The organism is Pseudomonas sp. Root329 (assembly GCF_001424925.1).
GTDB classification, from domain to species: Bacteria; Pseudomonadota; Gammaproteobacteria; order Pseudomonadales; family Pseudomonadaceae; genus Aquipseudomonas; species Aquipseudomonas arabinosi.
Genome location: NZ_LMCV01000002.1, coordinates 28,102 through 40,046 on the forward strand (window position 1 = coordinate 28,102; position 11,945 = coordinate 40,046).

Annotated in this window: 11 protein-coding genes; 4 read left to right on the forward strand and 7 right to left on the reverse strand. The window is 57.0% G+C overall.

All coding sequences use genetic code 11. From position 1 onward, the window contains the following. Nucleotides 1–35: 35 nt before the first annotated feature. The 7 genes from dapD to map all read right to left on the reverse strand — a co-directional run bounded on the left by dapD (nucleotide 36) and on the right by map (nucleotide 8,263). A complete protein-coding gene (dapD, locus tag ASC74_RS03055; RefSeq protein ID WP_056739148.1) occupies nucleotides 36–1,070 on the reverse strand; it encodes a 2,3,4,5-tetrahydropyridine-2,6-dicarboxylate N-succinyltransferase in 1,035 nt (344 codons plus the stop codon). Between the two features lie 32 nt (nucleotides 1,071–1,102). Then, nucleotides 1,103–1,465: an ArsC family reductase gene (locus ASC74_RS03060; protein ID WP_046046309.1), complete on the reverse strand. Its 363-nt coding sequence runs from the start codon at nucleotides 1,463–1,465 to the stop codon at nucleotides 1,103–1,105. A 217-nt stretch (nucleotides 1,466–1,682) separates the two neighbouring features. Beyond that, nucleotides 1,683–2,414: a M12 family metallopeptidase gene (locus tag ASC74_RS03065; protein ID WP_056739150.1), complete on the reverse strand. Its 732-nt coding sequence runs from the start codon at nucleotides 2,412–2,414 to the stop codon at nucleotides 1,683–1,685. Between the two features lie 100 nt (nucleotides 2,415–2,514). Beyond that, a complete protein-coding gene (locus ASC74_RS03070) occupies nucleotides 2,515–3,324 on the reverse strand; it encodes a M12 family metallopeptidase (RefSeq protein ID WP_082555751.1) in 810 nt (269 codons plus the stop codon). Between the two features lie 165 nt (nucleotides 3,325–3,489). After that, on the reverse strand, nucleotides 3,490–4,689 hold the full coding sequence (gene dapC, locus ASC74_RS03075; protein WP_056739152.1) for a succinyldiaminopimelate transaminase: 1,200 nt from the start codon (nucleotides 4,687–4,689) through the stop codon (nucleotides 3,490–3,492). 43 nt (nucleotides 4,690–4,732) lie between these two features. Then, a complete protein-coding gene (locus tag ASC74_RS03080) occupies nucleotides 4,733–7,435 on the reverse strand; it encodes a [protein-PII] uridylyltransferase (protein ID WP_056739154.1) in 2,703 nt (900 codons plus the stop codon). A 45-nt stretch (nucleotides 7,436–7,480) separates the two neighbouring features. Continuing rightward, nucleotides 7,481–8,263 (reverse strand): type I methionyl aminopeptidase, encoded by a 783-nt coding sequence (gene map / locus ASC74_RS03085; RefSeq protein ID WP_046046303.1) that lies wholly within the window; start codon nucleotides 8,261–8,263, stop codon nucleotides 7,481–7,483. 373 nt (nucleotides 8,264–8,636) lie between these two features. Here map and rpsB point away from each other — a divergent pair, with 373 nt between their 5' ends. The 4 genes from rpsB to frr all read left to right on the forward strand — a co-directional run bounded on the left by rpsB (nucleotide 8,637) and on the right by frr (nucleotide 11,938). Further along, nucleotides 8,637–9,374 carry a 30S ribosomal protein S2 gene (rpsB, locus tag ASC74_RS03090; RefSeq protein WP_003219330.1) on the forward strand — a complete coding sequence of 246 codons (738 nt, stop codon included), beginning with the start codon at nucleotides 8,637–8,639 and terminating at the stop codon, nucleotides 9,372–9,374. 192 nt (nucleotides 9,375–9,566) lie between these two features. After that, on the forward strand, nucleotides 9,567–10,430 hold the full coding sequence (gene tsf, locus ASC74_RS03095) for a translation elongation factor Ts (protein WP_033056302.1): 864 nt from the start codon (nucleotides 9,567–9,569) through the stop codon (nucleotides 10,428–10,430). A 210-nt stretch (nucleotides 10,431–10,640) separates the two neighbouring features. After that, on the forward strand, nucleotides 10,641–11,384 hold the full coding sequence (gene pyrH, locus ASC74_RS03100; RefSeq protein WP_003172271.1) for a UMP kinase: 744 nt from the start codon (nucleotides 10,641–10,643) through the stop codon (nucleotides 11,382–11,384). Next, complete coding sequence (gene frr / locus ASC74_RS03105) at nucleotides 11,381–11,938, forward strand: ribosome recycling factor (RefSeq protein WP_008028968.1); 558 nt, start codon at nucleotides 11,381–11,383, stop codon at nucleotides 11,936–11,938. The genes pyrH and frr overlap by 4 nt, the downstream gene beginning before the upstream one ends. Nucleotides 11,939–11,945 lie beyond the last annotated feature (7 nt).

Consider the following 11,945-nt stretch of genomic DNA (forward strand, 5'->3'; position numbering starts at 1 on the left):
GGTGCGACCGTCGCTCCCACAGGTGCCTGCGGCACTTAGTTGTGAGCGTGCAGCGCTTCGTTCAGTTCGATAGCCGATTTGTGGGTTTTGCATTCCACAGCACCGGTCTCCGAATTGCGGCGGAACAGCAGGTCAGGTTGACCGGCCAGTTCACGGGCCTTCACGACTTTGACCAGTGCGTTGTTTTCGTCCAGCAGCGCCACTTTGGTACCCGCGGTCACGTACAGGCCCGACTCAACAGTGTTGCGGTCGCCCAACGGAATGCCGATACCGGCGTTCGCGCCGATCAGGCAGCCTTCGCCGACCTTGATCACGATGTTGCCGCCGCCCGACAGGGTGCCCATGGTCGAGCAACCGCCGCCCAGGTCCGAACCCTTACCGACGAATACGCCAGCGGAAACGCGGCCTTCGATCATGCCCGGGCCTTCGGTACCAGCGTTGAAGTTGACGAAACCTTCGTGCATCACGGTAGTGCCTTCGCCGACGTAAGCGCCCAGACGAATACGTGCCGCGTCAGCGATACGCACGCCGGCCGGAACCACGTAGTCAGTCATTTTCGGGAACTTGTCCACCGAGAACACTTCCAGCAGCTCGCCGCGCAGACGGGCTTCCAGTTGATGTTCGGCCAGTTCGGCCAGGTCGATTGCGCCCTGGCTGGTCCATGCCACGTTCGGCAGCAGCGGGAACACACCGGCCAGGTTCAGGCCGTGCGGCTTGACCAGACGATGGGACAGCAGGTGCAGCTTGAGGTAAGCCTCAGGCGTGGAAGTCAGCTGAGCGTCTTCGGCCAGAAGGGTTGCGACCAGCGGCTTGTGGCTCTCGGCCAGACGGGTCAGCAAGGCAGCCTGGGCAGCGTCGACGCTTTTCAGGGCTTCAGCCAGTTGCGACGCCTGAGCGGTAGTGAACGCGATGGCCTGATTGCCTTCGGTGTAGCCCAGAACCGGCGCGATGGCAGCGATCAGTTCGGCCGACGGGTTGAGCAGTGGCTGCGCGTAAAACACTTCCAGCCATGCACCTTGACGGTTTTGAGTGCCGACACCAAAGGCCAGGCTGAACAGGGTAGTGGACATGTTGATACCTCTAAAAAATGGAACGGGCTGCCTTACTTGAGCGCTGCCGCGTAGATATCTGGCTTGAAGCCAATCAGGGTTCGGTCACCGAGATCAAGCACCGGGCGCTTGATCATCGAGGGTTGTGCGAGCATCAGTTCGATGGCTTTCGGCTGGTCGAGATCGGCTTTGCGTTCGTCGTCGAGCTTGCGAAAGGTCGTGCCTGCACGGTTCAACACCACTTGCCAGCCGTGCTCGTCGCACCATTGGGTCAGGTGTTCACGGTCGATTCCGACCGCTTTGTAATCATGAAAGTCATAGCCGACAGCGTGTTCATCGAGCCAGGTGCGCGCCTTTTTCATGGTGTCGCAGGCTTTGATGCCGAAAAGGTGCAACGTTTTACTTGAAACGGTCAAGGAATTGCCCCCTTTGCAGGTGCTGGAAATAAAAGGTGACGGATTATGCCATGACCGGACGGTTTCGCGTCGGTCGTGGTCGGGTTTGTCCGTTTGTCGTGGCGATCAGCGATTGCATGCGACATAGGTGTAACGGCCTGCCTGCAGTCTAAGCGGCTAATATGGCACTTCAATGCTGTCGATTGTCTTGGAAAACGCGCTTGATGCAAACCGCCTGCTAACGTTTGGGGTAAAGCAACTTCATCAGTTTTTTATCTTTTTTACTGAGCTTTCGGTTAATAGGGATTTCCCAATCGCCCAGTGTCAGCGTGTTAGCCACCGGGTGGTGCATGATGGATTTTCTGTCGTAAGGCGTGTAAATCGCTTCGATCGTATCGAAGGAAGCAAAGAGATTTCTGTCGACTTGTTCTTTGGTCAGCGGATTCATTTCTCGATTCTGGTAGAACGCATACACTTTCGGCTTATCCCAGGGAATATTGGCCTCAGGGTGTTGGTGTTCATGCATGGCGCCTAAGGCATGTCCAAACTCATGAGTCACGATCACGTCGAAGTCTGCATCTTCAGGTTTGACACCCAGATCCATGGTCGGCCAGTCCGGATGAATCAACAGCGCATCGGTGCCCAGCATTGAGCTGTTGACGTTGTTTTTTGTCGCGATTCGGATATCACCCTCGAGCCCATCAACGAAGTCGAAGCGCAGATTGATATAGGGCAGCCACTGGCTGGCCGCATTGATGATTTTCTGTTTGTGTTCATCGTTGGGGCCGTCGATAAACGCGATCTTGAGTGTGCGTCCGTTTGCCCACAGTTTTGAATAATTGATCAGAGAGCGCTTGCGACGAGTGCCGCCGCCGGTGCCGGCATTCTCAGGGTTCTCGTTGATGGTGGCTTCGTAGGATTGTTGATCGTCGGGCCATTGGATAAGGGTGCAGTCTTCAATACTGTTCATTGGCTACTTCTTCCTTGAAGTGAGGTTGTGTGAATACACACGCTAATGTGCTGCATGAGAGTAATGGGGGCTCTGCAGTTTGGTGAATCTTAATTTCGTCTTAAGTGTTACCGGTTATGAAAGTGGCAAACTTGATCTCAGCAAGGCTAATCCGGGGGGGGGGTGAAGTAGCCCTGTCTTCTTTATTGCGGGGATAAACCTTTCGCATCAGTCGCCGATCTTTTTGACTGATAGTGCTGTTGTTCTCTACCGACCAGTCGCCGGTGGTGAACTCGTTCGGAATCTTATAATGCATGATTGAAAGTTTGTCATAAGGAGTTGTTCGTGTGTTGATCGCGTCCAGTGTTCTAAAGAAGTTGTGATCGACTTGCTCTTTCGACCAGTTGAAGTTGTGCAGGTAGACGTCATAGACCTTGGGTTTGTCCCATGGGATATCGGCGTGCGGGTGTTGATGTTCATGCTCCATTCCGAGTGCATGTCCGAACTCGTGCATGACCGTTGCCTCGAATTGTGGGTGCATCAGGTCGGTGCCAACATTCATGGTGTTCTGATGAGGCTGGCGCAGTGTCGCATCAGTGCCAATGGCCGAGTAATTGGCAGGCGCCTCCAGGGTGATCCGGATATCGCCCGTGGCATCGTCTACAAATTCAAGTGTTAGGTTGATTGAGTTTTGCCAATGTTTTATAGCGTTGATAACTGCGTTGCGGTGTGCGTGGGAGGGCGGGTTTATAAATGCAATTTTCAGAGTTCTGTGGCTGGCCCAGAATTTTGAGTGCGTGGCGACTCCACGTTTCTGGCGTCCACCGGTTGAAGAATTCTGGAGGTTGTCAGGGTTTTCTCGTAGAGCAGCCTCGTAAGAGGCGCGTGGATCAAAGATTCCAATAACTTGGCAGGGTGCTAGAGGATGCATTGGTATGCCCTTATCAAATTTAACTTTCGAATGGGTTCGAATGTTGGCGCATTTGATTAGGATTGAATCAGTGATAAGTGGGTGGGGGAGGTTTTAATGTTTAAGTGCTTGTTGCTTTATTGTGAGTGAGGCCTGTACTGCGTTGCGCAGTACAGGCTCAGGTTGTTACTTGCGATTAGTTATGAAATTGCGAATCCGCTCAGCGGCTTCGACACATTCCGCCAGCGGTGCAACCAGCGCCATGCGCACTCGGCCTGCGCCGGGATTTGAGCCGTTCACTTCGCGAGACAGATAAGACCCGGGAACGACCGTCACATGTTCTTCAACGAACAGATCACGGCAGAACGCCTCGTCGTCGCCTTCAACATTCGGCCACAAATAGAAACCGCCGTCCGGACGTTGCACATCCATCACTGGGCCAAGAATTTCCAGCACTGCATCGTATTTCTCGCGATACAGCGCACGGTTGGCGCGTACGTGCACTTCGTCATTCCACGCGGCAACACTGGCCAGTTGGGTCTGAACCGGCATCGCACAGCCGTGGTAGGTGCGATAGAGCAGGAAGCCCTTGAGGATGTCGGCGTCACCGGCCACGAAGCCTGAACGCAGACCCGGCAGGTTGGAGCGCTTGGACAGGCTGTGGAACACCACGCAACGCTTGAAGTCTTTTCGGCCCAGTTCCACGCAGGCGCTGAGCAGGCCGGCCGGTGGGGTTTGTTCGTCGAAGTACAGTTCGCTGTAGCACTCGTCCGCGGCGATCACGAAGTCGTATTCGTCGGCCAGGGCGATCAGCTTCTTCAGGGTTTCGACCGGGATCAATGCGCCGGTCGGGTTGCCCGGCGAGCACAGGAACAGGATCTGGCAGCGTTTCCAGATGTCAGGGGAAACGGCGTCGAAATCCGGGTTGAAGCCGTTTTCATCCAGGCATGGCAGGTAATGCGGCTTGGCACCGGCGAGGAACGCCGCGCCTTCGTAGATTTGATAGAACGGGTTCGGGCTGACCACCAGTGCGTCGTCGCCTCGGTTGACCACGGTCTGGGTGAACGCGAACAAGGCTTCACGGGTGCCGTTGACCGGCAGCACATTGCGCGCCGGGTCGAGCCAGCCGTTCGGAACGCTGAAACGACGTTCGCACCACGCGGCGATGGCTTCACGCAGGGCCGGAATTCCGAGGGTGGTCGGGTACACGGCCATCTTATCCAGATTGCTTGCCAGGGCTTCGGCGACAAAGCTTGGCGAACGGTGTTTCGGCTCGCCAATGGACAGCGCAATGGCACGCTTGTCCGGGTTTGGCGTGACGCTGCCGAGCAGGGCGCGGAGCTTCTCGAACGGGTAGGGCTGCAACTGGTTCAGAGCGTTGTTCATCGGTACGGGGTCTCGTTCAAAGCGGCTGAATCCTGACGCGAAATCAGATGCTGATGCGCGACAGTTTGATATCGGGTTCGTTGCTGACGGTCAGCTGTTCGACGATTGCATCCTGCAAGCGGCTGCACAGCAATGGGTCGGACAACGGCTGGTTGTTCGCATCGGTGATGAAGAACACGTCTTCCACGCGCTCGCCGAGGGTCGCAATCTTGGCGTTCTGCAACGACAGGTCGAACTCGAGGAAGATCGTGCCGATGCGTGCCAGCAGGCCTGGGCGGTCGGGGGCGCTGAGTTCCAGCACGGTCACCGGACGCTGGGCGTCATTGTGGATCGTCACCTGTGGCGCAAACGCGAAATGCTTGAGCTGGCGCGGTACCCGACGCTGAATGATGGTCGGGTAGTCGTCCGGGTTGCGCAGGGCTTCGGTCAGGCCTTCGCGAATCTGTTTGACCCGCGCCGGGTTATCGCCGATCGAGTCGCCGTCGGTGTCGAGCACGATGTAGGTGTCGAGGGTGAACTGGCTGCTGGAGGTGATGACCCGGGCGTCGTGAATGTTCAGGTTGAGCTGGTCCATTGCCGCCACGGTCACGGCGAAGAAGTCGTGCTGATCCGGCGCATAGATAAAGATCTGCGTGCCGCCTTCGAACTCGCGCTGGGTGGTTTCCTTGATCAGCACCAGCGGTCCGCCGTCGGCCGGCTGCTGGAGGATCGCGTCACTGTGCCAGGCCACGTCGCCGGCAGTGTGGCGCAGGAAGTAGTCATCGCCCAATTGCGCCCACAGCTGCTCGACGTCGTCCGGATCGGTGCCGCCGCGCACCAGAATGTCCAGTGCTGCGCTCTGGGTCTGGCGGATCTGTTCTTCGCGATCGACCGGGTTTTCCAGGCCGCGGCGCAAGGCCCGCTTGGTCTCGGTGTAGAGCTGGCGCAAAAGGCTGGCGCGCCAGGAATTCCACAGCGTCGGATTGGTGGCGTTGATGTCGGCGACGGTCAGCACGTACAGATAATCGAGGTGAGTTTCGTCGCCGACGATCTGCGCGAAATCGTGGATGACTTGCGGGTCGGACAAGTCCTTGCGCTGGGCGGTGGTCGACATCACCAAATGGTTCTGCACCAGCCAGACGATCAGGCGACTGTCCCACACCGGCAACTGATGGCGCTGGCAAAAGGCTTCGGCATCCACGGCGCCGATTTCGGAGTGATCGCCATGCCGGCCCTTGCCGATGTCGTGGTACAGGCCGGCCAGGTAGATCAGCTCGGGTTTGGGCAGTTTGCCCATGAGCTTGCTGGCCAGCGGGAATTTTTCCGACACCTGGGTGTACTGCAACTTACGCAGATGTTTGATCAGGTTCAGGGTGTGAGCATCGACCGTGTAGATGTGAAACAGGTCGTGCTGCATCTGCCCGACGATGAAGCCGAACTCCGGCAAGTAGCGCCCGAGAATGCCGTAGCGGTTCATCCGTCGCAGATTGCGATGGATGCCGATCTTGCACTTGAACAGTTCGATAAACAGGCTGGTATTGCGGATGTCGTTGCGGAAGTCGTCGTCGATCAGGTGACGGTGTTCTCGCAGCAGACGAATGGTATCGGCGCGCACGCCTTTGATTTCCGGCTGCTGGGCCATCAGTACGAAGATTTCCAGCATGGCGAACGGTGTGCGGCGGAACACGTTGTCGTTGCGCGCCTCGATGTAACCGTCGTGCAGCTGGAATCGCGAGTTGATCGGCTGCGGCGGCGCTTGGTCTTCCGGCGCGAGGATGACTTCCTCGAAGTGCTGGATGATCAGGTCGCTGAGCTGGGCAATGCTCATGACCACGCGGTAATACTGCTGCATGAAGTTTTCGATGGCTTGCTTGGCGTCATCGCCTTTGAAGCCCAGCAGCCCGGCGATGGTGCGCTGGTGGTCAAACAGCAAGCGGTCTTCGGAACGTCCGGCAAGCATGTGCAGGGCGTAACGAACCTTCCACAGGAATTCCTGGGAGGAGGCCAGCAGCGCGTTTTCGCTCTCGACCAGGAAGCCTTCGCCGGCCAGGGCCCGCAGGTTCAGGGTGCCGTACTCGCGACGGGCCACCCACAGAATCGTCTGAATATCCCGTAGGCCGCCGGGAGAGCCTTTGACGTTGGGTTCCAGGTTGTATTCGGTGTCGTTGTATTTGTGGTGACGGGCCTTCTGCTCGGCGCGTTTGGCCAGGAAGAAGTCTTTGCTCGGCCACATGTGCGCGGTGCTGGTGACGTCCAGCATGCGCTGGCGCAAGCGCTCGGGGCCGCAGATGGTGCGGCTTTCCATCAGGTTGGTGACGACCGTCAGGTCGGCGCGGGCCTCCTGGACGCATTCGTCCACTGAGCGAACGCTCTGGCCCACTTCGAGGCCGATATCCCACAACAGCGTCAGAAAACGCTCGATGGAATCTCGGAAAACTTCGTGATCGGCGCTGTCCAGCAGGATCAGCAAATCGATGTCGGAATAAGGGTGCAACTCACCGCGACCGTAGCCGCCGACCGCGACCAGCGCGATGTCGGCGTCTTCGCTCCAGTTAAACTGCTCCCAGGCCTTTTGCAGGATGTTATCGACGAACCAGGCGCGATCCTCGATCAACCGGCGAATGTCGCGGCCGCTGCGAAAGCGCTCGTCGAGCACCTCGCGGGCTTGGCGAATCGCCTTCTTGAAGGCCGCGATCGGGCTTGCCTTCAGGGCCAGTTCAGCCTGGAACTGGCCACGGTCGAAGAGTTCGGGATCCACCTGCGGCATCGATTGGCTTTCCTGTCTATGAGGCTGAGGAGCTGCGCGCCCGGATCAGGCCGAAACGCGCGGGATGGTGTCGTCGGCGCGCAGGGTGAAGATCTCGTAACCGGTTTCGGTTACCAGCAGGGTGTGTTCCCACTGTGCCGACAGCTTGCGGTCCTTGGTGATCGCGGTCCAGCCATCGCCCAACACCTTGGTATCGGCCTTGCCCTGGTTGATCATCGGCTCGATGGTGAAGGTCATGCCGGCCTTCAGTTCCATGCCGGTGCCAGCGCGGCCGTAGTGCAGGATCTGCGGCTCTTCGTGGAACACTTTGCCGATGCCGTGACCGCAGAATTCGCGAACCACCGAGAAACCGTTTTTCTCTGCGTGTTTCTGGATGATTTCACCGATGTCGCCCAGGCGGCAGCCGGGTTTGACAATTTCGATGGCCTTGTACATGCATTCCTGGGTCACTTGCGACAGGCGCTCGGCCCAGACCGGCACGGTGCCGACGTGGAACATGCGGCTGGTGTCGCCGTGGTAGCCGTCCTTGATGACGGTGACGTCGATGTTCAGCGTATCGCCATCCTTCAAGGCCTTCTCGTTCGGAATGCCGTGGCAGACCACGTGGTTGATCGAGGTGCAGATCGACTTCGGGAAACCCTTGTAGTTGAGCGGGGCAGGGATGGCTTTCTGCTCGTTGACGATGTAGTCGTGGCAGATGCGGTCCAGTTCTTCTGTGGTAATGCCCGGCTTGACATGTTCGGCAATCATTTCCAGCACATCGGCGGCCAGTTTGCCGGCGATGCGCATTTTTGCGATGTCCTCTGGGGTTTTGAGGGTGACGGTCATACAGGCTCTCTCTGCGCTCGATGGCGCCTTCTAAAACGGAATGGGCGTTGCGCGGTCGATCTTCGCGGCCCTGAAAAACGCGATTCTAACAGACGAGCAACGCAAATCTGAGCCTCTGTGCATCGCTTCTCCTTATAGAATGGCGCATTCTTGGAGGATTCCAAGGGACGGAACCAAGGCGCGCACCAGGATTTAACAATCCGGGTTCCGTTTTTTTCAGCCTTGTGATATAAAATGCGCCGCTTTCCGGGGATCCCCTGAAAAGCCTAAATCCACACACGTGTCGACACGATGACCTGGGTGCCTTCAGCTGATGCTGCTGGTTGGTCATTGGGATACGTGGAGGCCAAACCCGACTTATTAAGGAACTATCATGTCCCAAGTCAACATGCGCGATATGCTGAAGGCCGGTGTGCACTTCGGTCACCAGACCCGTTACTGGAACCCGAAAATGGGTAAATACATTTTCGGCGCGCGTAACAAGATCCACATCATCAATCTTGAAAAAACCCTGCCAATGTTCAACGAAGCTCTGACTTTCGTAGAGCGTCTGGCCCAGGGCAAAAACAAGATTCTGTTCGTCGGCACCAAGCGTTCCGCTGGCAAGATCGTTGCTGAAGAAGCAGCACGTTGCGGTTCGCCGTACGTCGATCACCGCTGGTTGGGCGGCATGCTGACCAACTTCAAAACCATCCGTGCTTCCATCAAGCGTCTGCGTGACCTTGAAGTGCAAGCCGAAGACGGTACTTTCGCCAAGCTGACCAAGAAAGAAGCGCTGATGCGCACTCGCGATCTTGAGAAGCTCGATCGTTCCCTGGGTGGTATCAAGGACATGGGCGGTCTGCCAGACGCTCTGTTCGTTATCGATGTTGATCACGAGCGCATCGCGATCACCGAAGCCAACAAGCTGGGTATCCCGGTTATCGGCGTAGTCGATACCAACAGCAGCCCGGAAGGCGTTGACTACATCATCCCAGGCAACGATGACGCAATCCGCGCTATCCAGCTGTACATGGGTTCGATGGCTGACGCAGTTATCCGCGGTCGCAACCACGTTGCTGGCGGCACCGAGCAGTTCGTTGAAGAAGCTCCGGTAGCAGCAGCTGAGTAATTGACGCCTAGGCGTTGACTCAGTAAGCAAAAAGGGGGCTTGGCCCCCTTTTTGCCACCTCGAAAACCGTTTGTCGGCAGCGCAGTTACAGTCTTTGTAGCCTGCAGCGGCCAGCAAGGGTGGTTCGGGAAGAATTGATCGCCCGTTCGATCGGGTGGAATGGTTGAAAACCTATCCAAGAGGAATTTTGAAATGGCAGAGATTACTGCAGCGTTGGTCAAAGAACTGCGCGAGCGTACTGGCGAAGGCATGATGGACTGCAAAAAGGCCTTGACCAAGGCTGGCGGCGACATCGAAAAAGCCATTGATGACATGCGTGCTTCGGGCGCCATCAAGGCTGCCAAGAAAGCAGGCAACGTGGCTGCTGAAGGCGCAATCGCTCTGAAGGAAGACGGTAAATCCGCCGTTCTGCTGGAAGTGAACTCGCAGACCGACTTCCTGGCTTTGCAGGATGACTTCAAGGCATTTGTCGCTTCCAGCGTTGAAAAAGCGTTCGCTGACAAACTGACTGACGTCGCTCCTCTGATCGCAGCTCAAGAAGCCGATCGCCTGGTTCTGGTCGGCAAGGTTGGCGAAAACGTCAACATCCGTCGCCTGGCTCGCGTTGAAGGTGACGTTGTTGGTGGTTACCTGCACGGCAACAAGATCGGTGTTGTGGTTGCCCTTAAAGGCGGCAGCGTTGAGCTGGCCAAAGACATCGCCATGCACGTAGCGGCGACCAACCCTGAATTCCTGCTGCCATCGGAAGTTTCCGCTGAAGCGGTCGAGCGTGAGAAGGGCGTGTTCCTGACCCTCAACGCTGACAAGATCGCCGGCAAGCCAGAAAACATTGTTGAAAACATGGTCAAAGGCCGTATCAGCAAGTTCCTGGCTGAAGCGAGCCTGGTTGAGCAGGCGTTCGTCAAGAACCCTGAAATCAAGGTTGGCGAACTGGCCAAGAAAGCCGGTGCTGAAATCGTTTCCTTCACCTACTTCAAAGTAGGCGACGGCATCGAGAAGCCGGTCGACAACTTCGCTGAAGAAGTTGCTGCCCAGCTGGCTGCCGCCAAGCAATAAGACGGTTTTTTAACTGTCGCCCTGAAGAGGCTGCCCGCTCACGCGCGCAGCCTCTTTTCAGATGGGGTACCAATTTTTAATTGGTTTCCTTTTGGAACTGGCTTACAAAGCCATGTTCCGATGGCGCTGAAGCAGCGCCAAGTTAGAGTGAACGCCAGCTGTAAACAGCTCGCAAAGAATTTTTAAAATACGCCGCAGGAGAGATTCGCAATGGCTCAGCAGGGCAGTGGTTATCAGGCTCGCTATAAACGCATTCTACTCAAGCTTAGCGGCGAGGCCCTGATGGGCTCGGAAGAGTTCGGGATCGATCCGAAAGTTCTGGATCGCATGGCGCTGGAAGTCGGCCAACTGGTCGGCATCGGTGTTCAGGTCGGTCTGGTGATCGGCGGCGGCAACCTGTTCCGCGGTGCAGCGCTAAGCGCGGCCGGCATGGATCGGGTCACCGGCGACCACATGGGCATGCTGGCCACTGTGATGAACGCCCTGGCCATGCGCGATGCGCTGGAACGTGCCAATATCTCGGCCATCGTGATGTCGGCTATTTCCATGGTTGGCGTAACCGATCACTATGATCGCCGCAAAGCCATGCGCCACTTGAACGCCAAGGAAGTCGTGATTTTCGCGGCCGGTACCGGCAATCCGTTCTTCACCACGGATTCGGCAGCGTGCTTGCGTGCAATCGAGATCGATGCCGATGTCGTGCTCAAGGCGACCAAGGTCGATGGCGTCTACACCGCTGACCCATTCAAAGACCCGCATGCCGAGAAGTTCGATCATCTGACTTACGATGAAGTGCTGGATCGCAAGCTGGGTGTGATGGATCTGACCGCCATTTGCCTGTGCCGCGACCACAAGATGCCGTTGCGCGTATTTAACATGAACAAGCCCGGCGCCCTGCTGAACATCGTACATGGCGGCGCTGAAGGGACCCTGATCGAGGAAGGCCAACAATGATCAACGAAATCAAGAAAGACGCTAAAGAGCGTATGCAGAAATCCGTCGAGTCGCTGATGCACAACTTCGGCCGTATTCGTACGGGCCAGGCGCACCCAAGCATTCTGGAAGGCGTGATGGTGCCGTATTACGGTTCCGACACTCCGATCAAGCAGGTAGCGAACATCACCGTCAAAGACGCCCGTACCCTGCAAGTCGTTGCCTTTGAGCGCAACATGCTGGGTGCCGTCGACAAAGCCATCGGTAGCGCGGGTCTGAACCTCAACCCGACGAACCTGGGTGAATTGCTGCTGATCTCCATGCCGGCCCTGACCGAAGAAACCCGTAAGGGCTTCACCAAACAGGCTCGCGATGTTGCTGAAGATGCCCGTGTTGCGGTGCGCAACATCCGTCGTGATGCGAACAGCCAGCTCAAGGATCTGGTCAAGGAAAAAGAAATCAGCGAAGACGAAGAGCGCCGCGCCACTGGTGAGATCGATGATCTGACCAAAAAGTACGTGGCTGAAATCGACGCGAATCTGGCGCAGAAAGAAAAAGACCTGATGGCCGTATAAGGGTCGC

Coding starts and splice junctions, on each gene's coding strand:
- map (WP_046046303.1), bottom strand. CDS start 8,263: ATGACCGTCACCCTCAAAACCCCAGAGGACATCGCAAAAATGCGCATC.
- pyrH (WP_003172271.1), top strand. CDS start 10,641: ATGGCTCAGCAGGGCAGTGGTTATCAGGCTCGCTATAAACGCATTCTA.
- dapD (WP_056739148.1), bottom strand. CDS start 1,070: ATGTCCACTACCCTGTTCAGCCTGGCCTTTGGTGTCGGCACTCAAAAC.
- frr (WP_008028968.1), top strand. CDS start 11,381: ATGATCAACGAAATCAAGAAAGACGCTAAAGAGCGTATGCAGAAATCC.
- rpsB (WP_003219330.1), top strand. CDS start 8,637: ATGTCCCAAGTCAACATGCGCGATATGCTGAAGGCCGGTGTGCACTTC.
- ASC74_RS03065 (WP_056739150.1), bottom strand. CDS start 2,414: ATGAACAGTATTGAAGACTGCACCCTTATCCAATGGCCCGACGATCAA.
- ASC74_RS03080 (WP_056739154.1), bottom strand. CDS start 7,435: ATGCCGCAGGTGGATCCCGAACTCTTCGACCGTGGCCAGTTCCAGGCT.
- ASC74_RS03070 (WP_082555751.1), bottom strand. CDS start 3,324: ATGCATCCTCTAGCACCCTGCCAAGTTATTGGAATCTTTGATCCACGC.
- tsf (WP_033056302.1), top strand. CDS start 9,567: ATGGCAGAGATTACTGCAGCGTTGGTCAAAGAACTGCGCGAGCGTACT.
- dapC (WP_056739152.1), bottom strand. CDS start 4,689: ATGAACAACGCTCTGAACCAGTTGCAGCCCTACCCGTTCGAGAAGCTC.